The sequence below is a fragment of the Xanthomonas sp. WHRI 7064 genome, from assembly GCF_040202355.2.
Classification (GTDB): domain Bacteria; phylum Pseudomonadota; class Gammaproteobacteria; order Xanthomonadales; family Xanthomonadaceae; genus Xanthomonas; species Xanthomonas arboricola.
On record NZ_CP167821.1, the window covers coordinates 48050 to 73542 of the forward strand.

A 25493-nucleotide genomic window follows, 5' to 3' on the forward strand; every position below is an offset into this window, starting at 1 on the left:
AAATGCAGGGTGGGGTTACCACTGCAACGGGATGCTGAACTTGCCCAGCCGCGCGACGTCTGCAGCCAGTTGCGCCACGCTGACGCCGGCCAGTTCCTGTTCCATCGCCTGCCGCGCGCGTTCCAGCGCTGGCTGCAATGCCTGCAGAATGTTGCCGCCCACTGCGCAGGCCTCGCACGGCGGCGTGCGGTGCAGGGCGAACAGTTCGGTGTTTTCTACCGCGCGGTAGATCTCCAACAGACTGATGTCCTCGGCCGGGCGCGCCAGCAGGGCGCCGCCGCCGGCACCGAGCTGGGAGCTGGTGAGCCCGGCGGCAGTCAGCCGCGACAGCAGGCCGCGGATCACCACCGCGCCGGTGTTGGCGCTATAGGCCAGGTCTTCCGAGCGCATTGGCTTGCCGCCGCTGACGGCCAGGGCAGTCAGGGTATGGGCGGCAACGGCGAAGCGGGTACTGGTTGGCATGGCGATATAGTCGATGTGTTGGCGACACGATTACATTAAAGTCCAGGTCCGTCAACTCTTTTTGACGTTACCGATCATGCGTGCGTCGTGTCCTGTCTGTATTGATGCGTCGCTATGCCGGAAGTGAGATTACTTCCAGATCTGGACGACTCCACTACAAATCTTCCGGCTAGTCGATCAATGGGCGCATCTCTAATCTTTGCATCACCGGGGCAGCTTGCTCCACCACTGCAAAGGGATCCGTCATGAACGCACAACTGGCCACCGTCTACGCCGACCAGCAGCCGCAGCGCGAGCCCGGCGTGCAGGCCATTGCCCCGCCGCGTCCGGTGGTGTTTCGCACCCGCGGCACCACCCGCGGTCCGATCACCCGGCTGATGAGCCCGGGCGACCTGGGCCAGCTGGTCAAGCCGTTCGTGTTCCTGGACCTGTTCACCGTCAAGCCGTCGATCGGCGGTGCGCCGATGGGGATGCACCCGCATTCGGGCATCGCCACGCTGACCTACCTGATGGACGGCGAAGTCGGTTACGAAGACAGCACCGGCCAGCAAGGCACCTTGCCCACCGGCGGGGTGGAATGGATGCGCGCCGGCAATGGCGTCTGGCACGACGGCATGCCGGTGGGCCAGTCCTCGGCCAAGGGCTTTCAGCTATGGGTTGCGCTGCCGGCGGCCGAAGAAAACGCCCCGGCGCAGAGCCTGTATCTGTCGCCCGACGATGTGCCGGTGGACGGCCCGGTGCGCGTGCTGCTGGGTCGCTACGGCGCACTGGAAAGCAAAATCCCGGCACCGGCCGACATGACCTACCTGAGCGTGCAGCTACGTGACGGTGAGACCTGGCGCTATGTGCCGCCGGCCGGCCATGAGGTGGCCTGGATCGCGGTGCACGGCGGGCAGCTGGAAGCGGCCGACACCATCGGCAGCGGGCAGATGGCGGTGTTCCAGGACGCCGAGCAGGCCATCGAGGTGGTGGCGGTGGGTGCGACCTCCTTCGTGCTGGGCTCGGCGGTCAAGCATCCACACGAACTGGTGATGGGCCACTACTCGGTGCATACCAGCAAGGCCGCACTGGCGCAGGGCGAGGCGGAAATCCGCCGCATCGGCGAGCAGTTGCGCGCGCGGGGCCGCCTGGCCTGAGCCGGGCGCCACCGGTAGCCGAGGCAGGGCTGCCGCGTGGCAGGCACACAGCACGCGGATTGCCCGGCATACCAGCGCGCGACAGAGACTTCCGGGCGCAATACGCCTTCCAATCAGCACGCCTTACCTGCACCTCATCTTCAACCACCAATTCCACCGCGTCGCTGCGGGTGCGCTTGCGCCACGCGTCGCCGAACTCTCACACCCCATACTTCTTAACAAAGGCACTGACATGAAACTGCTCCATCTCGATTCCAGCATCCTCGGCGCTTATTCGGTCAGCCGTCAGCTCTCGGCGGCCACCGTTGCAAAACTGCAGTCCGGCAACAGCGATATCGCCGTGACTTACCGCGATCTGGCTGCCGAGCCGCTGGCGCACCTGTCCGGCGCGCATCTGGCAGCGCAGCAGAACCCCACCGGCGACCAGAGCCCGGCACTGGCCGCCGAGCTGGCCACCAGTGCGACGGTGCTGCAGGAGTTTCTGGATGCCGACACCGTGGTGATCGGCGTGGCGCTGTACAACTTCACCATCCCGACCCAGCTCAAGGCCTGGATCGATCGGGTGCTGGTGGCCGGCAAGACCTTCCGCTACAACGCGCAGGGCGTGCCCGAAGGGCTGGCCGGCAACAAGCGCGTGATTCTGCTGGTGGCGCGTGGCGGCTTCTATGGCGCCGGCTCGCCGATGGCATCGCTGGAGCATGCCGAGACCTATATGCGCACGGCGCTGGGGTTCATCGGTGTGCACAACCCGGAAGTGATCGTTGCCGAAGGTCTGGCCACCGGCGCAGACGCACGCCAGGCGGGTATCGCCAGTGCCCAGCAGCAGATCGATGGGCTTGCTGCCTGAGCGAGGTAGCGCGTGACGCTTGTCCGCTGGCATTGCCTGCGGCGGCGATCAAGCCACCCAATGCCCGGCGCTGATCTCTCAACCGTGGTGACACTGCATCGAGCGGACAGCGTGCCGCTCGATGCAGTGCGTTGCCCGCGTGGCGGGGCGCCAACAGCGCTTCAAAGGATGTCGGCGCTGATGCTGCATCGCTGGGGGCGTTGCAACCGCTTCCCTTGGCATCACGCAATCACTGCACGCCGCGCATCGCGGCGCTATTTGCCAAGCCAATCACCTCGTTGCATTCAGGCGCATTCAATCGTGTCGTCACGGCCTGGATGAACGCCGAGACCGCACGCGGCAGATAGTGTCGGCTCGGGTAGAGCGCGTACAGGCTCTGGCCCTTGCGTTGAAAATCCGGCAGCACCACGGTCAGGCGACTTTCGTTGATATCCGGCCACGTGAGTGCCTGCGGCAACAACGCGATGCCGAGCCCGGCCACCGCCGCTAGCCGCAGCGCGCGCGCGGTGGTGGCGGCCATGCGCGCCTGCACCTGGACATCTTCGGCAAGCCCGGACGGGCCGACCAGTGTCCAGGTGGCATATCCGCTGGGATGCGGAAAACTGATGCAGTCGTGGTGCGGCAATTCGTCCAGCCGCAACGGCCTGCCGCGCGCCTGCAGGTAGCCGGGGCTGGCCACCAGGACATCGTTGGTGTCGGCCAGGATCTGGCGGCCGACATAGCCCAGGTCCGTCACCACACCGCCCCGGAAGGCCACATCGATACGCTCGGCGATCAGATCGGCCTTGGCATCGCTGAGTACGAATTCCAGCCGTACGCGCGGATGCGCGGCGAGAAATTCGCCCACCCATTCGACCCTGAAAAAATCCAGGAAATCCGCCGGCGCCGCCACCCGCACCAGACCGGCGGCTTCGTCGCCACCGGCCACCAGGCTCTGCCCGGCCGAGGTCAGCCCGTCCACCGCATCGGCACAACGTTCGTAAAAGGCCTGGCCGGCGTCGGTGAGGGTGAGTTTGCGAGTGGAGCGCTGCATCAGGCGGGTGTCCAGTTGCGCTTCCAACTGCTGCACGCGCCGGCTCACGCTGTTGGGCGCAGTGCCCAGCCGGCGTGCGGCTTCGGCAAAGCTGCCGCTGCGCACGACCTGCACGTACAGCGCAATGTCATTGAGATCGATCACCAGCGGCCTGGACGCGTGTAAATGCGGAGTCTAAGCGTGGCGACTGCGCGTCGTCGATCACAGCAGCGTGCAGCACTGCATGTGGCGGACAAAGGTGGACCGGCGGCACAGCGCGTCATGCCCTCGAGGAGCTCGGCTTTTTTATCGCATCCAAGCAACGCGACGAGTCCAGATATTGGTTGTCTTGTGTCTTTGGGTTGCGCGGATAGACCGGATGTAGAGCGGATGATCTGGGGCTTGGCTGCAGGCCCCTAGCCCGCCCACCATCGCGGGACACGCTGCAAGTACGTCCTTGTAGGCTCTACGCGGCATCCATGCCGCGTAAGGTCCCGCGACGGTGGGCGGGCAAGGACCCGTCGAGATGGTCGGTGTGCATAGCTCTTCTCAAAGCAACCAGCAAGATCTCTGGTGCGGTGTCCTTGCCGATTGCGGGACCGTGTGGCGGCATGGATGCCGCCACCGAGCCCCCAGGGACGCGTTTACGGCGTGTCCCGCGAGCGGTGAGGGCACCGCGCGCTCGATTAACTCAGCGTTTGACTGACTCCAACGCCTCTACGACTCAGCTCCTTCGCGTCAGTCCGTGACGGTGCAACAGCTGCCGCAAGCGACGTTGCACGCGTTGCAGATCCGCCTCGGCGGCCTCGTCGAGAATGCCTTTGGCCAAGGCATCGAATTGCGGCCAGAACTGGCTGGGGTCGCGCACCCGCTGCGGCCATACCGACAACATTCTGCCCAGATCGGAAAGCTGGTGATTGGTGTGGGTGCGTATGCGTGTGCTCATGTCGCGTCTCCCGGCCAGTCCAGGGCGACAGCGTGGACCGCACCGTCGTCGACCAGAGTGAAAGCAAGCTCGGCTTGCGCTATGCCGTCGATTTCCAGCCGTGGCTCGACACCGGGGCGCTGGGTGACGTCGATGACGTAGGTGCTGGTGCCGAAGCGATAGCGCAGCTGGTACTGGGGCCAGCTGGCCGGGATGCACGGCACGAGGTGCAGGCGCTCGCCATGGCGTTGCAGGCCGAGCAGCGATTCGGTCAGCAAGCGGTACATCCAGCCGGCGGCGCCGGTGTACCAGCTCCAGCCGCCGCGGCCGGCGTGCGGCGCCACTGCGTAGACATCGGCCGCCAGCACATAGGGTTCGGCCTTGTAGCGCTGCACGCCCGCCGCGTCGCGGGCGTGGTGGATCGGGTTGATCATGCCGGCCAGTTGCCAGGCCCGCGCGCTGTCGCCCAGATGCGCGAAGGCCATCGTCGCCCACACCGCCGCATGCGTGTATTGACCGCCGTTTTCGCGTACGCCGGGCACATAGCCGCGGATATAGCCGGGGTCGTGTTCGGTACAGTCGAACGGCGGTACCAGCAGCTTGACGATGCCGGCGTCGGGATCCACCAGCTGCTGGTGCATCGCGTCCATCGCCTGTGCACCGCGCGCCGGGTCCATCGCACCGGACAGCACCGCCCAACTTTGCGACAGCGAATCGATACGGCATTCGTCCGAGTCGCTCGAGCCCAGCGGCGTGCCGTCGTCGAACCAGGCCCGCCGGTACCAGCGCCCATCCCAGGCATGCTGTTCCAGCGCAGTGCGCAAGGCGTGGGCGTGCGCACGGCAGGTCGCTGCGAATGTCGCATCGTCGCGCTGCACGGCCACGTCTGCGAACCTTAGCAGCGTGTCGTAGAGGAAGAACCCCAGCCACACGCTCTCGCCCTTGCCGTCCTTGCCGACCCGGTTCATGCCGTCGTTCCAGTCGCCGCTGCCGATCAACGGCAGGCCGCGTTCGCCCAGCCGTGCCATGCCGCGTTGCAGGGCGAGCACGCCGTGCGCGTACAGCGACTGCATGTTGGCGGTGATCTGCGGCAGGTCGTAATACGATTCTTCGTCGGGCTTGAGGGCGCGCCCGTCGATAAAGCTCACGCGCTCGTCCAGCACACTGGCGTCGTTGGTGACATCCAGATAACGGCATAGCGCCTGCGGCAACCACAGAAAATCGTCCGAGCACTGCGTGCGCACGCCGCGGTCCTGTGGCGGGTGCCACCAATGCTGCACATCGCCCTGCACGAACTGATGCGCGGCGCAGCGAAGTAGATGCGCGCGGCTGAGCGCCGGCTGCGCGTGCACCATCGCCATGCTGTCCTGCAACTGGTCCCGGAAGCCGTATGCGCCACCGGACTGGTAGTAGCCGCTGCGTGCCAGGAACCGGCAGGCGATGGTCTGGTAGAGCAGCCAGCCGTTGGCCAGCAGATCCACCGCCGGATCGGGCGTGGTCACCTGCACGGTGCCCAGAACCTGCTGCCAATGCGCGCGCACCGCCAGCAAGGCGGTGTGCGCGGCGGCCACGCCACGGCTCTGGCGGGCCAGTGTCAGTGCGGTGTCGCGATCCACCGCCGCGCCCAGGCGGAATACCGTTTCGAAGCTCTGTTCGGCCGCCAGCGTGACCGGGATCTGGATCGCCGCGCACGGGTCCAGGCCGGCACCCACGCGCCCGGACAAACGCTGCCGCGTGAGTGCGGCGGGCGCGGCCAGGCTGCCATTGCGCCCGATGAATTCGCTGCGGTCGGCAGTGATGCTGCGGCTGGGTGCATCGGCATCGAAGAACGCCACGCGCCCGTCGAACTCGGTGTTGTACGGGTTGCGCGCGGTCAGCACGCTGCTGCCCAGATCCACCTCGCTGACCACATGCAGCTGCGAGCGGGCGCGGATGTCGCCCAGCACCCATTCCACGTACCCGGTGACGCTGAGCCGGCGTGGGCGGCCTGAAAGATTCTTCAACCGCAGATGGCTGAACTTGATCGGGCGCTCCACATCCACGAACACCCACAGCTCGCTGCCGATACCGTGTTCGATATGGCTGTAGACGCTGTAACCGAAGCCGTGGCGCACCGTGTAGCGACCATTGCCGCGGCATGGCAGCGCCATCGGCGACCACACCTGGCCGGTGTCTTCGTCGCGCAGGTAGAACGCTTCGCTGGAGGCATCGCCGACCGGGTCGTTATGCCACGGCGTGAGGCGGAATTCGTGCGCGTTTTCGGCCCAGCTGTAGCCGGGGCTGCTGTCGCTGACCACGCTGCCGAACTGCGCGTTGGCCATCACGTTGCACCACGGCGCCGGTGTGGCGGTGCCTTCGTCCAGGGTGATGCGGTATTCGCGGCCGTCGGCAGCGAAGGCGCCCAGGCCGTTGTCGAACAGCACCGGTTCTTCGGCGGCGGCCTGCAGGGTTCGGTCCAGGTAGGCGGCGTGGGTGCTGCTGAGGTAATCGGCGCTGTCCAGTTGCTGGATGGGCTCCAGCAACGGCGGATGCGCACGCGCGCTGGGGTGGCGTTGCAATTGCGCGTCCAGGGTGCCGTTGGCATCGCTGAGGATCGCGCGCGCCACGGTCTGCAGCAGCACGCGGTCTTCCTGCGAGATGTGTTCGATGGCGCGCACGAAGATGCCGCCGGGGCGGTCGAGCACATTGGCTTCGGGGTCGGCGGCGATCAGGCCCACAATCGCGTCCTGCAATTGCTGCCGATAGCCTGCCTGGCTTTCGTTCCAGATCACCAGGTCCGCGCGCAGGCCTTTCAGGCGCCAGTACGCGTGCGCCTGCACCAGCTGGCGCACCAGATCCAGATTGTCCGGGTCGGTGATGCGCAATAGCACGATCGGCAGATCGCCGGAGATGGCGTGACTCCACAGCGCCGACTGGCCGCGATGGTTGTGCAGCAACACCTCGCTGTCGGCTCGCAGTTGCGGGTCGACGAACAGCACGCGAGCGGCCAGCCGCTCGTAGAGCATCGCGTCTTCCAGCGAGGCGTTGATCTGCCGGCGGATGACCTGGCTCTGGGTCAGCGCCAGATCGAACACGCGGTCGGCCAGACGGCGGTCGCGGTACTTGTCGATCAAGGCGGTGCAGGCCTCGCGTTGAGTGCCGACGCCGTAGACCATGTCCACCTGCGCCTGTTGATCCGGCGCCAGCGAAATGCGGCAGCGGATCGCCACGATCGGGTCCAGCACCGAGCCGGCCGCGCCGGACAGGCTGGCGTGCGCGTGTGCGTGCAAGGCCAGCGGATTGCGGGTGCTGCGCCCGCGCCCGACAAATGCGGCGCGGTCGGTCTCGTAGGAGATCGACGCCACGTCGGCATCGTGCACCGCCACCAGATGCAGCATCCACGGCTGCGCTTCGTCATGCCCGCGCGGGCGGCGCGTGCACAGCAGCGCCTGTTTGTCGGCCAGGATTTCAGTCTGCACGAACAGGTTGCTGAAAGCCGGATGCGCCTCGTCGGCCTGGGCCGGTGCCAGCACCACTTCGGCGTAGGTGGTGATTTCGATCACCCGCGTCTGCCGCGAGCGGTTGCGGATGCGCAAGCGGCGCAGCTCCACATCGTCTTCGGCGGAAATGGCGATTTCCAGATGGCTGTCGTAACGCTGGTGGCTGCCTTTGAACTCAGCCTTGGCATCGGAAAAGATCGCCTCGTAACGCTCCACCGGCACGCAGGTGGGCTGATGCGCGGCCGACCACACCGCGCCGCTGTCCACATCGCGCAGATAGCAAAACGTGCCCCAGTGATCGCGGGTGCCGTCTTCGCGCCAACGTGTCACCGCCATGTCGCGCGCGCGGCTGTAGCCACCGCCGGCCGAGGTCAGCATGCCGTGGTAACGCCCATTGGAGAGCAATTGCAGCGCCGGCTGGGGCAGATTGGGGTCGCGATGGATGCGCAAGGCCATGCCGGCTTCGGTGGCCACCGGGCGCTCAGCGGCGTCGGCCAGGCCTTTGACATACACGCCAGCGCGCGGTGCACGCTCCTGCAACAGCAACAGCGTGGCCTGGAATTGCGGGTCGGCGACAAAGCGCTTCTGCATCGGCGCATCGCGCAACACGTGGTCCAGCGCCAGCAGCGCCATGCCCTGGTGATGCGACATGAACGAGCGCACCAGCGCATGCTGTTCGCCACGCGGCACGCGCGAGGGGGTGTAGTCGATCGCCTCGTACAAGCCGAAACGCCCGCCAAATCCCAGCGCCTGCAGTTGCTGCAGATTGCGGCAGGCCGCATCCGGCTCGACCATCAGCGCCATCGCGCTGGCGTAGGGGGCAATCACCAGATCCTGGCCCAGGCCGCGCTTGAGCCCGAGCCCGGGCACACCGAATGCGCGGTACTGATAATTGCGCCGCGTATCGACGGTGTTGTAGCCCGATTCGGACACGCCCCACGGCACATCGCGTGCGGTGCCATAGCGGATCTGCGCCTGCACGGCACCGCGCATCGAACGGCTCAGCAAGGTCTGCGGGTAGCTGGGCATGACCAGATCGGGCATCAGGTACTCGAACATCGAGCCGCTCCACGACAGCAGCGTGGGCTCGGCGCCGGTGTCGGTGAGCGTGCGGCCGAGTGCAAACCAGCTCTCCTGCGGCAACTTGCCCTGGGCGATCGCCACGAAGATGCCCAGGCGCGCCTCGGAGGCGAGCAGATCGTAATGGCCGCTATCCAGGCGCTGGTCGTCGACGTTGTAGCCGATCGAGAGCAACTGCTGGGCGGGGTTGTAGAGGAAGTCGTAGTCCAGCTGCGCCAGCTGCCCGGCGATATGCGCAAGCCGTTGCAGCTCCTGCACGCGTCCGGCGGCCCAGGTCTGCACGCCGGGTGCGTGGTCGCTGACGGCAAGTTGCCGCAGCGTGGCGGCCGTGGTGCCAGGGGGCGGCGTCGCGTGCGCATCGGTACCGGCAAGCGTGGTTGCGCAATGGCCCACTTCGGCCAGGGCCGCCTCGCAGCTGTCGATCAAGCGTTGCGGCCACGGCTCGTCGTCGTCGCTGTCCGGCATCAGCGCCAGGATCGTGTGGCTCTGCGCCAGCAGCAGGCGCAGCGCTTGGTTGGCCTGGTGCAGGCTCGGCGCGGGCTGGCTGCGGATGCTCTGCAAGCTCTGCGACATGGCGTCCAGCGCATTGGCGGCGGCGTCGCTGCGTGTCTGCGCTCGCGATGCCAGCACGCCCAGGGTGTCGGCCAATCCATCGAACACCGCCAACGACAACGCCGGCGCATCCACCAGTGCCAGCAGGCCTTGCCGCAGCGTCAGCAGATGCCCGACCAGGTTGCCGCTGTCCACGGTGGAGACGTAGCGCGGCAACAGCGGCACCAGCGTTTCGGTGTCGTACCAGTTGTAGAAATGGCCGCGATAGCGCGGCAGCGCTTCCAGCGTGGTCAGCGTATGGGCCACGCGGGCCATGACGCCGGCCACCGTCAGGTAGCCCAGATCGTAGGCGGCCAGATTGGCCAGCAGGCCCAGCCCGATATTGGTCGGCGAGGTGCGGTTGGCCACCACCGTGACCGGGTATTCCTGCACGTTGTCCGGTGGTAGCCAGTGGTGCTGCGCGGTGCAATGGCTTTCGAAGAACGCCCAGGTGCGCCGCGACAATCCACCGAGGAAAGCGCGTTGTTCCTGCGACAACTGCGCCACCGGTGCGGCGGGTTGTTCGCCCAGCCAGGCCATCAGCCAGGGCGCGGCCATCCACGCCAGCCCCAGTGGCAACGCCGCCCACAGCGCCAACGGCGCCCACCACGCCACCACGGCGATAGCCAATGCCGCGCTGCACGCGGCGCCGGCCATCAGCTGTTGCTCGGCATTGCCACTGCGCGCGCTGCGTTCCACTTCGCTGGATGGCGCCCACTGCAGCAGATGGCGCCGGGTGATCGACATCCGCACCAGCGTGCGGGCGATGGCGGCCAGCTGCATCCCTGCTTCGAACGGCAGGCAGGCCAGCACCACGCCGGTGCGCAGCAGATGCTGACGCAGCCCCACACCGACCTGGCGCGCGTGATGACGCAGCCCCAGGCCCTCGGGCGGATGCGCCAGCGCATACAGCGCCGAACACAGCCCTGGCAGCAGCCATAGCACCAGCAGCCACAGCGTCCAGCGCAATGGCGTGGGCGAACACAACCAGCCGATCAGCAACAGACTCAGCGCGGCCGGGGCCACCAGGCTGCGGCGCAGGTTGTCCAGCAGCTTGCCGCGCGACAACCACGACAAGGGATTGCGCGCGCGCCGGCCACCCCGGTCGGGTACCCACGGCAGCAACCACGGCAGCAACTGCCAGTCGCCACGCACCCAGCGCGCGCGGCGCTTGGCATCGGTGGCATAGCGTTGCGGGTGGCGCTCGTACAGACGCACGTCGCTGAGCAAACCGGCGCGCACATAGCAGCCTTCCAGCAGGTCATGGCTGAGCACGCGGTTATCGGGGAAGCGGCCGGCCAGCACCTGCTCGAAGGTGGCCACGGCATAGATGCCCTTGCCGATGAAGGAGCCTTCGCCGAACAGATCCTGATACACGTCCGAGACCACACGCGTGTACGGGTCGATGCCCGGCTCGATGCCGAACATGCGCGCAAAGCGCGACTCGCCGCCCTCGCTCATGCCGGTGCCCAGGCCCGGCTGCAGAATGCCGTAACCGGCCTCGACGATCTGCCCGGCCGCATCCATGCGCGGCACATTCAACGGATGCGACATCGCCCCGACCAGCGCGCGTGCCGCATCGCGCGGCAGGTGGGTGTCGCTGTCGAGCGTGATCACATAACGCACCTGCACCAGCGCGGCGACATCGCCTTGCACCTGCAGGAATTCGTGGGCTGCCTGCAGCCGCGCGTCGTCGGCGCAGAGCAGGCGGTTGAGCGCTTCCAGCTTGCCGCGCTTGCGCTCTGCGCCCATCCAGCAGCCTTCGCCCGCGTTCCACTGGCGTGCGCGATGCAGCAGGAAGAAGCGATCGCCGTGGGCATCGGCATAGGCCGCGTTGAGCCGGTCGATATGCTGCGCCGCATGTGCCACCAATGCCATGTCGCCAGGCAACAGCGCTTGCGCGGCATCGAGAAAATCGGTGAGCAGCGCGAAGTACAACTGGTCGTCGCGGTTGGCCAGGTAATGCACCTCCAAGGCGCCGACCAACTCGTCGATGGCCTCGTGACTGGCCAGCATGCTCGGCATCACCACCAGCGTGCGGCAATCGGGCGTGATGCCGGCACGCAGGTCCATGCGCGGCAACGGATGCGGGCGCACCCATAGCGTTGCCACCCAGTTGACCAGGGCAATGCCCAGCTCGCTGGCGGCCAGCAGCGCGATGCCAGCGGTGATCCACCACAGCGCTGGCGGCAGTGCGCTCACGCCCTGCAGCAGCACGCCGCTCCACAGCACGGCGATCACGGCGATCGGAAGCAGATACACCGGCAGCGCCACGCGTCGCGCGCGTGGGCGCGGTGGGGGCGGCGTATCTGCCGCTGCTGAGTCGCGAAGCGCGGCACGCAGCCGCGGCAATCCCGCATCCACCAGGTAATAGCCCACGTGGCCGGCCACCGGCATCGCGGCATCTGCGTGCGCCGCCAACTGCAGCACTGCCTCGGCCACGGCCGGCTCGTCGCGCTCCAGGCGCTGCGCCAGCTGTTCCACCACATGCCGGTAGGTATCGCGGGTGTGGAAATCCATGCGCGCATACACGTCGGCCGGATCCTTGCGCAAGGTCTGCTCGACCACGCTCATGGCCTCGACGAAATCGCGCCAATCCATGTCGTCCAGAAACCGCAGGCTGCCGATGCTGTTGCTGATCGCCACCTGCTCAGCCGCCTGGCGTTGGCTTTCGGCGTGCACCAGGCCTTCCACGCTGTGGCCCTCGCTTGCCAGCCATTGCTCCACCCAGGCGCTGGCCATCGACAACACCGGGCCGCGGCCCTGGATGCCGCGCGTCAGCTCGGCCACGAACGCACCGGTGGCCGGTGGCTGTGAGCGCGCCAGATCGGCCACCACCACCACCACGTCCTTGGGTTGCGCCGCCGCCGTGGCGTTGAGCAACGCGGCCCAATGCGCGGCCAGGCGGGTGTCGCGCCCGTCGTGCATGATGTCCTCGGCAATGCGGCGCAGATTGTCGATCAGCGCCAGCCGCAACATGATCGGAATCGCCCATAGCTCGCCGAGCTTGAGCGGCGCCACCTGTTGGTAGGCCGCGATGAAACGGCTCAGCGTGATCGCATCCACGCGCCCGTCGCCATGCGCCACCACCTGCAAGCCCAGCTCGTAGACGCGCGGCAGGCCCACCGACGTTGGCGTACGCAGACGCGGTAATTGTCGGCTATACCCGGGCGGAAGATGCTGACGCGCCAGGCGCATCTGCTCTTCCACCAGATAATAGTTGTCCAATAACCACTCGCCGGCCGGATGCAGGCGCAAGCCATCGGCAGACATTTCGGCCAATCGCGCTGCGGCCGTGCCGAGCGAGCGCTCGTTGAATTTGAGTTGCGACAGCAGCAGCTCGCGGGTTGGCCCGGTATAGAGCACATGCGCCTGCGCCAGGCTGTGCCCCAGCGCCTCCATCTGCTCGTCGCCAAGCAAGGCCGCACCTTCAGGCACGGCATCGCGCACCGACGGATGCTGCAGGGTTGCTGCCGGCTGGGTAATCGACTGCCACCAGAGAGAAAATGCAGAAGCCTTCCGCTGTGGCGGCATCGAGACATGACCTGTGCAGCATAAGAGCCGCTAGAACCACGATCATGCGCGCTTGGTCTGGCCGGCATGTGAAGGCACTACGTCGAGGCGTTGCAATCGTTGGCCTGGCGACAAACGCTCATGCGCCACGCGCGCCGATCCGGCAAACCGACGACTGCACGCGTGCCTCCATCGACGCAGCTGCAGCGGGCCGTACGCGGATGGTGCCGATCGCCGCCAGACGATGCGCGGCCAGGAGTGCAGACACGATTCGTTTCTCGCGCCGCTGGTTCTCCGGCGACCCGATGCACCACGCAGCCCATGCCGCACCCTGCGCGCCTGTTTATGGGATAACTGACATGCCGCTGAGTACCACTCTTTTCACCCGCAAGGTGCGCCACGCATGATCTGGATGAGCATGATTGCGACACGCAAGATCGCGAAAAGCACGATCTCGATCGGCAAGACAGCGCTATGGTGTCTTGCGGTGTGCCAGCTGATGCTCAACAGCGCAGCGGCGGCCCCGCCGACGCACGCCACGCTGACAGTTGCGGGATTGGAGCAGCCCGCGCAGATCCGTGTGGATCGCTGGGGCGTGGCGCATCTGTATTCCAAAACCGACAATGATGCATTTTTCGTGCAGGGCTTCAACGTGGCACGCGACCGCCTGTTTCAGCTGGATCTGCTGCGCCGCAAAGGGCTTGGTCACCTGTCGGCGGCGTTCGGACCTGCGTATGTGCAGCAGGATCGTGCCGCGCGGTTGTTTCTGTATCGCGGCAGCATGGCAGAGGAGTGGAGCAGTTACGGGCCCGACGCGCAGCGCGACGTGACGCGGTTTGTCGCCGGCATCAACGCCTACGTCGATTGGTTGGGCGCACATCCGCACGCGCTGCCGTATGAATTCCGCACGTTCGCGTATCGCCCGGAAAAATGGGCGCCGGAAGACGTGCTGCGTATCCGCACCACCGGCCTGAGCCGTAACGTCAAAAGTGAAGTGGCGCGTGCCAAGGTCGCGTGCAAGGCATCGCTTGCTGTCGATGCCGTGCGCCAAAAATTGCAACCGGCCTGGACAACCACGGTGCCTGACGGACTGGATCCTTGTCTGCCCGAAGATGTCTTGAAGGTCTACGAGCTGGCAACGCAAAGCCCCAGGCTCAGCGCCGACACCCACGTGGCAGAGGCGCAGACACCGCCATTGCGGCCGGGCGAGGAAGCCTTCGCCGAAGGCAGCAACAACTGGGTCATCGCACCGCAAAAATCGGCCACCGGCCACGCGGTATTGGCCGACGACCCGCACCGTGCCTACAGCGTTCCCAGCCTGCGCTACTTCGTGCATCTCAACAGCCCGGGCCTGGACATCATCGGTGCCGGCGAACCAACCGCACCGGGCATCGCGATCGGCCACAACCAGACCAGCGCGTTTGGGCTGACCATCTTCAACATCGACCAGGAAGACCTGTACGTCTATCGCCTGAACCCGGCCGACAACGCGTCCTATTGGTACAACGGCAAGTGGGAGCCGTTGCGCACGCAGCACGAGCGTATCGCAGTGCGTGCCGGCGCAGCGGTCGACGCGCAGCTTCAATTCACCCGCCACGGGCCGGTGATCTACATCGATGCAGACAGGCACATCGCCTATGCGATCCGTTCGGTGTGGAGCCAACCCGGCGCCGCGCCGTATCTCGGCTCGCTGCGGTATCTGCGCAGTACCTCGTTCGCGCAATTCAAGGACGCACTCGCACATTGGGGCGCGCCCTCGGTCAATCAGGTCTACGCAGACATCAAGGGCAACATCGGTTGGGCCACCGCCGGCATGACGCCGCGCCGCCCGCGCTCGGACGGCCTGCTGCCGGTGCCCGGCGACGGCCGCTACGAGTGGAACGGTTTCTGGAACGCAGATGTCCTGCCGTCATCGAAGAACCCCGCGGCAGGCTTCATCACCACGTCCAACGAGATTAATCTGCCGGCCGGTTATCCGTATGCGCAGCGCAAGATTGGCTTCGAATGGGCCAACGACGCGCGGCATGCGCGCATCACGCAGGTGCTGTCGCAGCTGCCGACGGTGAGCCTGCAGGATTCGGAAAGACTGCAGAACGACCAGGTATCGCTGCTGGCGCAGCGCCTGGTCGCCTTGATCGCCCCGCTGCAGGCGCACGACGAGGCCACCACTGCGGCGCTCGGCTTGCTCAAGCCCTGGGACGGCACGGTGAGCGCCACCTCTGCTGCCGCCGCGTTGGAAGAAGTGTGGTTCAGTCGCTATCTCGGCGATGCCTACAAGGCGCTGGTGCTGCGCGCCTCCGAGGCGGCCACCTTCGGCATGCCCGATGCAGCGGTGTTGATGGATGCACTTGAACATCCAGGCGCCGCCTTCGGCCCCGCACCGGCCGCACGCCGCGATCAGCTGCTGTTGGACTCGCTACGCAGCGCGTACCTGGCGCTGGTGGAGCTGCAGGGCCCGGATCCTGCGCAGTGGCAGTGGGGCAAGCTACACGTCAACAAGGTCTCGCATGCAATGAGCGCGGCGGTCGGCAGCGATCGTGCGCTGCTGGATGTCGGCCCGTTCGCCAAGGGCGGCAGCCCGTACACGCCGAATCAATCCAGCTACGACCCCAAGGATTTCCGCCAGACCATCGGCCCCTCCGCCCGCCTGATCATCGACCTGGGCAACTGGGACAACTCGCGCGCGATGAACTACCCAGGCCAATCCGGCGACCCGGCCAGCCCGCATTATCGCGACCTTGCACCGCTGTGGCTGCAGGGCACGTATTTCCCGTTGCTGTACACGCGCGCTGCAGTCGACGCGGCGACCGAGCAGATCGTGGATCTGGTGCCGGCCGCACGCCCAGGTTCGGTGCACGCGGGTCACTCCCACTGAGAACGTCCAGACCTCCAGTGTTCCAACTCCGCGCAGACGCTCAGTGCAATTCCGGCTGGTCCGGAACTGCCTAAGCGCAGTCCCACCGGAGATCGCAATGTCGGTAGCAGCCTTGCGCGCAGCTCAGGTTTGACGAACCTGAGCAGATCCTCGCGCCGGCGGGCAGGGCCAAGCAGCCCCACGAAGGCGCAAGGCGAGGCTGCCAAGGCCTGCAGCGACTCAAGATCGAGCTCGAAATTGTGGTGCATCAACAGCACCGCATCCGGCGAAAAATCAGCCAACAGCGCCGGGACGGACACCGATGCGTCGAGTGCCCCTGCGCCGCTGCGGTGACGCCACGTCGCGCGCGGCTCCCTGTACCTGGCCTGCCAGCCCAGGTCTTGCAACATCGCCGAAAGGTAGGTCGCCTCGGGGCCGGCCCCCAGCACCAACACGCGCGGCGGTGGCGCAATGCGAATGTTCCAGCAGCGGGACGGTTGCACGTGCTCCGGCAACACCGCCGCAAGCACGCGCTGGCTGATGTGCCCCGCACGGCCGAGGCGGATTTCGCCTGAGGCCATGACGGTCACCTCAAGTGGCGCGCCGCCTGCAGACCAGGTGTCGACGGCGGCGTCCAGGCAAGGGACGGCGCTCACTGGAAACAGCGCGACCAGTTGGCGGCCCCGACACCCTGTTGCGCCAGCGGAGAACAGGGCGCTGTCCTCCAGGCTATCGATCTCAAGCAGCTGCAATGTGTTGGTTGCAATTGCCTGCTCGCCACACGCAAGCAGGGCAGGTTCCAGGCAACCGCCGCTGAGCCACCCCACATGCCGACCCGAGCCGAACAGTGCCAGCGTGCCTTGCCTGGCATACACCGACCCTTCGGTGTCGAGCACGACGGCGAGCGCGGTGGGCACGCCGTCAACGCTGCTGGCGCGCGCTGCGGCAAGCACCACTGCTTGCGCGCCAGCGCTGCGCTCGCTGCACCTGCGCCAATCACAGGGCATCGGCACAGCGGCCGAGAGGCCGCTGTTGATCGAAAGGTTCCCAGCCATCCCTCACCTCGGTTGCCAACGCCTGACGCGTGCAACGTGCGTGCTCATCGTCCGGCAAGCTTGTCCAGCGTGATCGGCAGGCTGCGGATGCGTTTGCCGGTGGCATGAAAGACCGCATTGCCGATCGCCGGTGCGACGCCGACAACACCGATCTCACCCACGCCCTTGCCGCCAAGCGCGCTTGCCTGCAGGTCGGGAATACCGACAGAGATCACTTGCACCTCAGGCACGTCGGCGTTGACCGGCACCGCATAGTCGGCAAAGTTCGCATTGACGGTGCGGCCGTCGCGCTGGTCGATGTGGCCTTCCTCGAGAAGCGTCTGCCCGAGCCCCATGATCATGCCGCCGATCCACTGGCTCTCGGCCAGTTTCGGATTGAAGATGCGCCCGCTATCGAATGCCGAGACCATGCGTTTGACGCGGATCGTGCCGAAGTCCTCGTCGACGCGGACCTCGACGAACTGCGCACACCAGCTGTGCGCCGAGACGCCGCCTTCCAGCGCGGTTTTCAGTTGCGCGAAACTGCGATCGGCCTCGTCCTTCATTTGCTCGGTGGCATCGGGGGCGAACGTATTGCCCTCGACCGCCAGGCTGCTCTTTCCGACCGCCTTGAGCAGGTCGGCAATGGCGATACCGCCACGACGGCGCCGCGCAGGCCGGATGTAGCCGTCCTTGTAAACGAGTTCGGCAGGCCTGGAGCCCGCCAGCGGCGAGCGCGGGTCGGTCGCTGCAAGCGCCAGCAGAAGCGCACGCGCATTTCGCGCTGCACGGTCGACTGCGCCGGCCAGGTTGTTGGCTTGCTGCGAGCCACCGGCAAGCGCGGAGCGGGGCAGCACGGTATCGCCCAGGCGAACCATGACCGTTGCGACAGGCACGCCCAGGGCCGCCGCAGCGGTTTGCGCAAGGATGGTGTAGGTGCCGGTTCCGATATCGGTACCGGCGCTGAGCACCTCGATCTTTCCGCTGTCGTGGAACACGAGCCTGGCTTCACTGGCGGTGCGGATCATCGGATAGGCGCCTGCCGCCATGCCATAGCCGATCAGCTCGCGACCCTCGCGCATCGAGCGCGGTTGCGGGTTGCGCTTCCACCAGCCGATGGCTTCGGCGCCAGCCGCATAGGCTTCGCGCAGCTGCCGTGTCGTCCACGGCAACCTGCTGCTGGGATCGGTGTCTGCCCAATTGGCCAGGCGCAAGGTGATCGGGTCCATGTCCAGCGCGTAGGCCAGCTCGTCCATGGCGCTCTCCAGCGCGTAGGCACTTGGATTCTCGCCGGGGCCGCGCTTCCATCCGGGCATGACGGTGTGCACCGGAACCACGCTCAGCCGGGACGAAAAGTTAGGTGTGGCATACATGATCTTGGTGACGTTGTTGCAGGCCTCGACATGCACCTCGTCGATGGCGGTTTCGTTCCAGCTCTCGTGGACGATCGCGCTGATTCGTCCATCCTTCGATGCACTGATGGAGAGCGTCTGCCGCGTTGCAGGGCGCCCGCCCAGGCCGGTAAAGGTCTGTGGTCGGGTCAGCGAGACCTTGACGGGCCTGCCCAGCTGCCGCGAAGCCGCGCATGCCAGGCCCACATGCGGATGCGCGCCGATCTTGGAGCCGAACCCGCCGCCCACGTAAGGCGAGATGACCCGTACCTTCTCGATATCGATGCCCAGCCATTCCGACACCACGCGTCGCGCGCCTCCCACCCACTGGCTGGGCTCCCAGACGGTCATCTGGCCGTCCTGCCACGAGGCGATACAGGCATGCGGCTCCAGCGGCACGTTGTATTCGCGCGCGGTCGTGTACGCGACATCGACCTTCACTTCGGCGCTGGCCAGTGCTGCTGCAGCATCACCCCAGCTCGCACCCATCGCATCGACAACCTGCGGTGTCGCCTTGGCGTCGTTGAGGTCGAGGATGGGCGTGGCATCTTCGTAATCGATCTTGAGCAGGCTGGCCGCTTCGGTTGCCTGCTCGAAGGTGTCGGCGACCACGAGCGCGAGATGCATGCCGTTGAATCGGATCACATCGTCCTGTAGTGGCGTAAATTCCTCGGTCGCGCCGCCGCCCTTGCTGTAGACCGTTGGCTTGTTGAGCTTCAAGGGATGCTGCGGGGTGTAGACATCGATCACCCCGGGCAAGGCCAGGGCAGCCGATGTGTCGATACCAACCACACGCCCGGCGGGACGGGTGGATTGCACGGTGACGCCGTAGGCCATGTTCGGCAGCGTCTGTTCGATTGCGTAGCGGGCATTGCCCGTGACTTTCAACGGGCCTTCCGCGCGCGACAGGCGCGCACCCAATGGCGATTGGGTGTCGGCAGGCACACTTGCGGCAGCTTCCTCACCGGCCAGGCCAACGCCGGTGGCGGCAACCGTCACTGCACCCACGCCCAGTTTGATGAAGGTGCGGCGGTCAAGTTCCAGTTCGGTCTTGCGGGTCATGCGATGCCTCCTACCTGCATCAGAGCGCGTGCCACCACGCTGGGCGTCAGAGCAATCTTGAACGCGTTGTGTCCGCTCGCCTTCGCGTCGTCGACCGATGCTGCGGCTGCAGTGCGCAGCGTTTTCTCATCGAGCACGGCACCGTTGAGCAATGCTTCGACCTGGTGCAATCGCCAGGGCTTGGTTGCGACACCACCTACGGCGATGCGCGCCTGCCGAATGGTGGTGGTGTCGGCTTCCATTTCTAGACCGACCGCGGCACTGGCCGCAGCGAACTCGTAGGACGCGCGATCACGGACCTTGAGATAGTGCGAGCGCTTCAGTGCGGGCGAGCGCGGGATTTCAATCCCGACGATGATCTCGCCCGGTCGTAATGCGTGCTCAAGATGTGGCGTCTGCCCTGGAAGCAGGAAGAAGTCATCGACCGGAATCCGCCGTTGCGTGGATCCCTGGAGAAGGACCACCGCATCGAAGGCCACCAGCGACACCGCAAGATCGCCCGGATAGATGGCGATGCAGGCATCGCTGGTTCCGAACACGGCATGATTCCGGTTCATACCGTCCATCGCAGCGCATCCGGAACCGGGGTTGCGCTTGTTGCAGTTCGAATAGGCGCCGGGGTCGCGGAAGTAGGTGCAACGGGTCCGCTGCATCAGGTTGCCGCCAATGGATGCCATGTTGCGCAATTGCGCCGAGGCGGCACGCCACAGGCTCTGGGACAGCGCAGGAGCGAGCTGCTGGATGTCGGGGTGATCGGCAACCCTGCTCATCTTGGCAAGCGCGCCGATACGGATGACATCGGCCGAGATCGCGATGGTGTCCAGGCCCTGGAGTCTGGTGAGATCGACCAGGCGTGCAGGGCGCTCGACGTTGAGCTTCATCAGATCGAGCAGCGTGGTTCCTCCCGCAAGGAACTTCGTCTCCGGTTTGCTGCCTTCGGCAATCGCCATGGCGGCATCCTGTGCACGCAGGTAGTCGAAGCTCCTCATCGCACGGTCTCTTTCTCAAGGCGGCTGGCCGCATCGCGCACGGCCGCGACAATATGGGGATAGGCGCCACAGCGACAGAGATTGCCGCTCATGTACTCGCGAATCTCGCTGTCAGTACTTGCGTGACCTTCGCGGATGCAGGCGATGGCCGACATGATCTGACCAGGCGTGCAGTAACCGCATTGGAAGGCATCGTGTTCGACGAATGCATTCTGGACCGCGTGCATCACACCATCGGGCCCCTGCAAGCCCTCGATCGTGGTGACCTGATGGCCCACTGCCTGGACCGCCAAGGTGAGACAGCTCAGGACGCGTTCGCCATCCAGATGCACCGTGCAGGCCCCACACTGTCCGTGGTCGCAGCCTTTCTTCGTTCCCGGCAGGCCGGCATGTTCGCGCAGCGCGTCGAGCAGTGTTGTACGCACGTCGACGCGAAGTTGGTGGCGCTGGCCATTGATGTCGAGCGTCAAGGGAAGGGTTGCTGACATCGCATTTCCTTTTGAAGGTGGGGCTAATGGATCGCGCGTGGGCATCGGGCTTGCGGCCGTGGCCGGTATTCCCCCTGCCGGCCGGCCAACACCACATCTCCGCTGGACTCAGGCGGCTTTTCGAACGTTGAACCACCCTGTGGTGTTCGCGATAACCGCCCAAAGCTTGGCGGGAATGGCAAGACGCTGAACGTCGGACGCGGCGATATCGAATGCGACCTCTCCCTGTGCATCGCCCGTCGCGAAGTCGACCCAGTCCGGATTCATCACCAGCCCCTGGCCGACCGCGACCACACCGACTCCCGCAGCAAGCGCGTCCTCGGCGTGTTCCGGTGTCCGGATCTGGCCCGCTGCAATGAGCGGCACGCGGCCAGCCAGATGATCCCGCAGGACTTCAATGATCCTCGGGCCGTCGGGTGCATCGACCGGGCGCGCTTCAAGCGCATCCCCCAGCGACACATGCAGATAGTCAACACCGCTATCGATCAGGCGATCGACAAGCGCGAGTGATTCGGCAATGCGTAGGCCGTCCGCGTGCGGTTCGTCGACGGTGATGCGATAGCCCAGCACAAACGGTGTGCTGGCATGGCGTGCAATGGCGTCACGAACGGCCTGCATCACCGCGACAGGAAAGCGCATGCGGTGATCGAGGGAGCCGCCCCAGCGATCGGTCCGGCGATTGAAATGTGGGGACAGGAAGTTCTGCAGCAGGAACCCGTGCGCGCCATGCAGCTCGACACCGTCGAAGCCTGCCTCGATGGCACGGCGGGTTGCCTCGCCGAAGGCGCGCACAACGCCCTGGATTTCCTCATCGGCAAGCGCGCGCGGCACGACTGCCGGGGCATAGGGGCCAGCGTCGCCGGCAACCGCACTTGCGGCAACAATGTCCGAGACCAGTTCCGGGCTGGTCTTGACGCCGGCGTGGAAGAGTTGAAGGATCGCCGGCGCACCCCCGCTCTTGGCAGCGGTTGCAAGCCGCTTCAGGCTGGGAATGAAGCGGTCGTCATACGCGGCGAATTCGTCGGTGAATCCGATCCCGTTTTTCTGCACATGCGTACAACCGGTAATCACCAGTCCCACGCCTCTGACACGTCGCCGGTAATAAGCCTCCTCTGCATCGGACACCGTGCCGTCGGCATTGCCAGCCCATGTGGTCATCGGAGCCATCGCGATGCGGTTGCGCAGCGTCAGGCCATTGCCGAGCGAGAAAGGTTGGAGAAGCGCTGTTGAATTCATTACAGGGGTTCCATCATTTGCAAGAGTTGAAAGCTGTTTGTACGAGTTCTTGAAAGATCAACGTCCTCAAAGCGCCCGCTCGCCTGATCGACAGGGCGATGGCGCTGGAGCACACCGAAACGTCCACAGAGAAATGTGATCCGGCATCGGCGCGCGCTCACCACAACGGCGCCCGGTGCAGATGCGAACCGGAGCTACCAATGCTCCATGCAGCTCTGTTCCAACGCCCATGCTTGCCAGGATCGGGTTCGAGTTGGAAAGGCCCGGTTTTCCGGGTTTGGGAGACTGCATGGTCTGGATTCCTGCTCAGATACGCGCACACGGACGGTGACCCTTGCGCGTTGTCGAGATACCAAGACCATGGACACGGCGATGGGCCGTGCTTGCACACGTGCCTGATCTGGTTCGGGTCTTGAGCGGCGATACGCTGGGAAGACTTGCCCGAACGACGATAGGCCGTTGGCGATTAAGAGACTAGATGGCTAATTTCGAATGTGCCTAGAAGGCCGTTTTCTTAGTCGGCCGTATTGGCCGAGTGCCGGCGTTGAGCCGGCCTGCAGCGATGTCAGGGGCGGCGGTAGCGAAGCGCTTCGAGTACCAGCGCAAACGCCGGCGCGTGCTGTCGGCGGCTCGGGTAATACAGGTGATATGCCGGCCGTGGCGGCGACCAGGCACCAAGCACCTGCACCAGTGCGCCGTCTTCGAGGTCGGCGGCCACCTGGTCTTCCGGGAGATAGGCCAGGCCCAGGCCGTCCAGCGCGGCCTGGTGCATCATCCGCAATGAACTGAAAGTGGCCCGGCCGTCGATGCGCACCTTCAATTCGCGCCCGCCCTTGTAGAACTCCCACGCGTACGTCCCCCCATGGGTGGGCAGGCGCAGCCTTAGGCAGCTGTGCTGCGTTAGATCGTTGGGGCTGACGGGGCGTTTTCTGTTGGCGAAGTAGGCGGGCGCCCCGACGACGGCGAAGCGGAAATCGCAGTTGAGCGGCACCGAGATCATGTCCTTGTCGACCTGCTCGCCCAGCCGCACGCCTGCGTCATAGCGGTCGGCCACGATGTCTCTCAACGCGTACTCGCTGATGATTTCGATGTTGATATCCGGGTATTCGCGCAGCATCGGCGCAAGCCGCGGCCAGAGAATGGTTTCGGCAGCGTGTTCGACGGTGGTGATGCGCACCGTGCCCGCCGGCTTGTCGCGCATGCTACTGAGCGCGGCGATTTCGATTTCGATTTCGTCAAAGTGCGGGCCGATGCGGTTGAGCAGGCGTTCGCCGGACTCGGTGACCGACACACTGCGCGTGGTCCGCGTGAGCAAGGTGAGACCCAGGCGCGCTTCGAGCGTTCGAACCGTATAGCTCAGCGCCGACTGCGAGACCCCCAGTTGGGCGGCCGCCCTTGTAAAGCTCTGCTCGCGCGCGACTGCGATGAAGGCCAGGAAGTCGTTGACGTTATCTCGGCGCATTCATAAATCCAATTTATAGGTGCATGCGGATTATATGGGCTAATCAGTTAATTGGCCTTGCGCTATGTTGCATCCAACAGCCGCCGATTGGCCAGCAGAACACACATGGCCATTGCAGATTCCGTGGGCGGACCCTGCACGCGTAGCAGGCCCGCAGGGATGCAGTTACCACGTCCTTTCACCACCTGCGCGATGCGTGGGTGACAGCCGATCAACACACAGAGATAGATCTCATGACCGACAACAACGTTTGGTTCATCACTGGCACCAGCCGAGGGCTGGGTACCGATATCGCCCGGCAAGCACTGGACGCCGGCCACCGCGTCGTCGCCACGGGGCGCAATGCCGATAACGTGTCGAAAGCGATCGGGTCACACGACAATCTGCTGGCTATCGCGCTCGATATCACCGACCCGCACGCCGCGCAGGCCGCAGCGCAGCTCGCGGTCGATCGCTTCGGCAGCATCGATGTGCTTGTGAATAACGCAGGCAACTTCTACGCCGGTTATTTCGAGGAGATCAGCGACGCGCAATTCCGGGCGCAGATGGAGACGAACTTCTTCGGCCCCTTGAATGTCACGCGCGCAGTTCTGCCGATCATGCGCAAGCAGCGCAGCGGTCAGGTGATCACCGTTACCTCCACCGCCGCCTTCGTGGGCATGGAATTTTGCGCAGCGTATGCGGCCTCCAAGTTCGCGCTGGAAGGCTGGGTCGAGTCGCTGCGTTATGACGTGAAGCCGTATGGCATCGAGGTGATGGCGGTCGAGCCGGGATTCTTCCGGACCGAGCTGCTGGTCGAAGGCGCCTCGACGATCTGGCCCGAACTCTCCATCGAAGACTACGCGGCGCGCACGGCGCAGACGATTGCTGCATGGAAGGGCATGAACGGCCAACAAGGTGGCGATCCTGCAAAGCTCGCCGCTGCGCTGGTGACGCTGTCCGACGCCGACGAGCTGCCACTGCGCTTTGTGGCCGGCGCCGACGCCATGGACATCGTCGAAGCCGATCTGAAAACCGTTCAAGCGCAGATCGATGCGCAACGCGACTTGTCCGCGTCGCTGTCCTTCGATGCAGCTGCGTAGACCCGCAACGCGTCTTTGCTGATCGCCGCATTGATGCATTGCAACTGACAGGACGTTTCGCGCTGCTGACCGGTGCGAACAGCAGAATCTGGGCGGCGACAGTCGCCTCAACAGCCTATCGTCCGTCCGGGTCGTGCAGTCTTGAACGGACCTTGTTCCCTGGCAGTAGTGCAAAGATCGCACGCAGCGCCTCCACCTGGTTAGCCATCCAGGAAGTCGGACCCAGCCATGGAGTAGCGCGTACGCGTGCGCTTTCGTAGAGCTGTGTGAAAGATCCACGGAGCAGTGGAGCGGCCGGCTCTTCATTCTCAGCCCTTGCCTGCAGCGTGCTCCCACGCACTCCCGCGTGCCGCCGAATCCGCACCGCGGCAATGCTCTCCTTGCCAGCCCTGCCATCCGACCTATTGACTACAGTTGTCGTCACGCTTACGGTAGCGACAACTGTAGTCATGGAGAGCGGCATGCGTGGCAAGACCATCGGGGACCAGGAGCTGGCCCTGCTGCAACACATCGAGGAACAACGGCAGGCCAGTGTCGGCGAAGTGGCGGCCGCGTTCGGTGAGCCGCGTGGGCTGGCGCGCTCGACCGTGCTGACCATGATGGAGCGCTTGCGCGCCAAGGGCTTCCTGCGCCGCGAGCAGGTAGACGGCATGTACCGCTACAGCGCCACCAGCGGGCAGGATGCGGTGGTGCGCTCGGCGGTGGGGCAGTTCGTGGAAAAGACCTTGCAGGGCTCGGTGTCGCCGTTCGTGGCGTGGATGTCGCAGCGCGCCGAGGTCAGCGATAGCGAGCTGGCCGAGCTCGAAGCCCTGGTCGCCAAGCTGCAGTCGCAGCGCAAGGAGGATTGAGC

General features: G+C 65.5%; 15 protein-coding genes. 5 read left to right on the plus strand and 10 right to left on the minus strand.

The window, feature by feature from the left end; genetic code table 11:
* Window positions 1-15 precede the first annotated feature (15 nt).
* Window positions 16-462, minus strand: a complete 447-nt coding sequence (locus ABQY74_RS00200) for an Rrf2 family transcriptional regulator (RefSeq protein WP_039518075.1) — start codon at window positions 460-462, stop codon at window positions 16-18.
* Between the two features lie 245 nt (window positions 463-707).
* On the opposite strand from ABQY74_RS00200, the gene ABQY74_RS00205 reads away from it, so the two are divergent.
* Both ABQY74_RS00205 and ABQY74_RS00210 read left to right on the plus strand, forming a co-directional pair.
* Window positions 708-1598: a pirin family protein gene (locus tag ABQY74_RS00205; protein ID WP_349792794.1), complete on the plus strand. Its 891-nt coding sequence runs from the start codon at window positions 708-710 to the stop codon at window positions 1596-1598.
* Window positions 1599-1830: 232 nt separating this feature from the next.
* Window positions 1831-2445, plus strand: a complete 615-nt coding sequence (locus ABQY74_RS00210; protein WP_047126496.1) for an FMN-dependent NADH-azoreductase — start codon at window positions 1831-1833, stop codon at window positions 2443-2445.
* 229 nt (window positions 2446-2674) lie between these two features.
* On the opposite strand, the gene ABQY74_RS00215 is transcribed toward ABQY74_RS00210, so the two are convergent.
* From ABQY74_RS00215 to ABQY74_RS00225, 3 genes are all read right to left on the minus strand, one after another.
* Window positions 2675-3622, minus strand: a complete 948-nt coding sequence (locus tag ABQY74_RS00215; RefSeq protein ID WP_349792797.1) for a LysR family transcriptional regulator — start codon at window positions 3620-3622, stop codon at window positions 2675-2677.
* A gap of 559 nt (window positions 3623-4181) precedes the next feature.
* Entirely contained in the window at window positions 4182-4403 is a 222-nt protein-coding gene (locus tag ABQY74_RS00220) for a hypothetical protein (protein WP_039518066.1), read from the minus strand.
* Window positions 4400-13066, minus strand: coding sequence for a GH36-type glycosyl hydrolase domain-containing protein (locus ABQY74_RS00225; RefSeq protein WP_372469994.1), 8667 nt, complete (start codon window positions 13064-13066; stop codon window positions 4400-4402). Before ABQY74_RS00225 ends, ABQY74_RS00220 begins: the two co-directional genes overlap by 4 nt.
* A 382-nt stretch (window positions 13067-13448) precedes the next feature.
* On the opposite strand from ABQY74_RS00225, the gene ABQY74_RS00230 reads away from it, so the two are divergent.
* A complete protein-coding gene (locus tag ABQY74_RS00230) occupies window positions 13449-15920 on the plus strand; it encodes a penicillin acylase family protein (RefSeq protein ID WP_372469996.1) in 2472 nt (823 codons plus the stop codon).
* On the opposite strand, the gene ABQY74_RS00235 is transcribed toward ABQY74_RS00230, so the two are convergent.
* From ABQY74_RS00235 to ABQY74_RS00260, 6 genes are all read right to left on the minus strand, one after another.
* A complete protein-coding gene (locus ABQY74_RS00235) occupies window positions 15908-16954 on the minus strand; it encodes an XdhC family protein (protein WP_349792799.1) in 1047 nt (348 codons plus the stop codon). The two genes, ABQY74_RS00230 and ABQY74_RS00235, sit on opposite strands and share 13 nt — an antisense overlap.
* A 44-nt stretch (window positions 16955-16998) precedes the next feature.
* Complete coding sequence (locus tag ABQY74_RS00240) at window positions 16999-19386, minus strand: xanthine dehydrogenase family protein molybdopterin-binding subunit (RefSeq protein ID WP_349792801.1); 2388 nt, start codon at window positions 19384-19386, stop codon at window positions 16999-17001.
* Window positions 19383-20375, minus strand: a complete 993-nt coding sequence (locus ABQY74_RS00245; protein ID WP_104596027.1) for a xanthine dehydrogenase family protein subunit M — start codon at window positions 20373-20375, stop codon at window positions 19383-19385. Before ABQY74_RS00245 ends, ABQY74_RS00240 begins: the two co-directional genes overlap by 4 nt.
* Complete coding sequence (locus ABQY74_RS00250; protein WP_372469997.1) at window positions 20372-20908, minus strand: (2Fe-2S)-binding protein; 537 nt, start codon at window positions 20906-20908, stop codon at window positions 20372-20374. The genes ABQY74_RS00245 and ABQY74_RS00250 overlap by 4 nt, the downstream gene beginning before the upstream one ends.
* Window positions 20909-20971: 63 nt before the next feature.
* Window positions 20972-22099, minus strand: a complete 1128-nt coding sequence (locus ABQY74_RS00255; protein WP_349792804.1) for an NADH-dependent flavin oxidoreductase — start codon at window positions 22097-22099, stop codon at window positions 20972-20974.
* Between the two features lie 565 nt (window positions 22100-22664).
* Entirely contained in the window at window positions 22665-23561 is an 897-nt protein-coding gene (locus ABQY74_RS00260) for a LysR substrate-binding domain-containing protein (RefSeq protein WP_349792806.1), read from the minus strand.
* A 233-nt stretch (window positions 23562-23794) separates the two neighbouring features.
* Between ABQY74_RS00260 and ABQY74_RS00265 the strand changes: the two genes are divergently transcribed.
* Window positions 23795-24643, plus strand: a complete 849-nt coding sequence (locus ABQY74_RS00265; protein ID WP_349792808.1) for an SDR family NAD(P)-dependent oxidoreductase — start codon at window positions 23795-23797, stop codon at window positions 24641-24643.
* Window positions 24644-25092: 449 nt separating this feature from the next.
* A complete protein-coding gene (locus ABQY74_RS00270; protein ID WP_024940429.1) occupies window positions 25093-25491 on the plus strand; it encodes a BlaI/MecI/CopY family transcriptional regulator in 399 nt (132 codons plus the stop codon).
* The last annotated feature ends 2 nt before the right edge of the window (window positions 25492-25493 follow it).

Coding starts and splice junctions, on each gene's coding strand:
- ABQY74_RS00265 (WP_349792808.1), top strand. CDS start 23,795: ATGACCGACAACAACGTTTGGTTCATCACTGGCACCAGCCGAGGGCTG.
- ABQY74_RS00240 (WP_349792801.1), bottom strand. CDS start 19,386: ATGACCCGCAAGACCGAACTGGAACTTGACCGCCGCACCTTCATCAAA.
- ABQY74_RS00235 (WP_349792799.1), bottom strand. CDS start 16,954: ATGGCTGGGAACCTTTCGATCAACAGCGGCCTCTCGGCCGCTGTGCCG.
- ABQY74_RS00255 (WP_349792804.1), bottom strand. CDS start 22,099: ATGAATTCAACAGCGCTTCTCCAACCTTTCTCGCTCGGCAATGGCCTG.
- ABQY74_RS00220 (WP_039518066.1), bottom strand. CDS start 4,403: ATGAGCACACGCATACGCACCCACACCAATCACCAGCTTTCCGATCTG.
- ABQY74_RS00205 (WP_349792794.1), top strand. CDS start 708: ATGAACGCACAACTGGCCACCGTCTACGCCGACCAGCAGCCGCAGCGC.
- ABQY74_RS00270 (WP_024940429.1), top strand. CDS start 25,093: ATGGAGAGCGGCATGCGTGGCAAGACCATCGGGGACCAGGAGCTGGCC.
- ABQY74_RS00225 (WP_372469994.1), bottom strand. CDS start 13,066: ATGCCGCCACAGCGGAAGGCTTCTGCATTTTCTCTCTGGTGGCAGTCG.
- ABQY74_RS00260 (WP_349792806.1), bottom strand. CDS start 23,561: ATGCGCCGAGATAACGTCAACGACTTCCTGGCCTTCATCGCAGTCGCG.
- ABQY74_RS00200 (WP_039518075.1), bottom strand. CDS start 462: ATGCCAACCAGTACCCGCTTCGCCGTTGCCGCCCATACCCTGACTGCC.
- ABQY74_RS00250 (WP_372469997.1), bottom strand. CDS start 20,908: ATGCCCACGCGCGATCCATTAGCCCCACCTTCAAAAGGAAATGCGATG.
- ABQY74_RS00210 (WP_047126496.1), top strand. CDS start 1,831: ATGAAACTGCTCCATCTCGATTCCAGCATCCTCGGCGCTTATTCGGTC.
- ABQY74_RS00230 (WP_372469996.1), top strand. CDS start 13,449: ATGATCTGGATGAGCATGATTGCGACACGCAAGATCGCGAAAAGCACG.
- ABQY74_RS00245 (WP_104596027.1), bottom strand. CDS start 20,375: ATGAGGAGCTTCGACTACCTGCGTGCACAGGATGCCGCCATGGCGATT.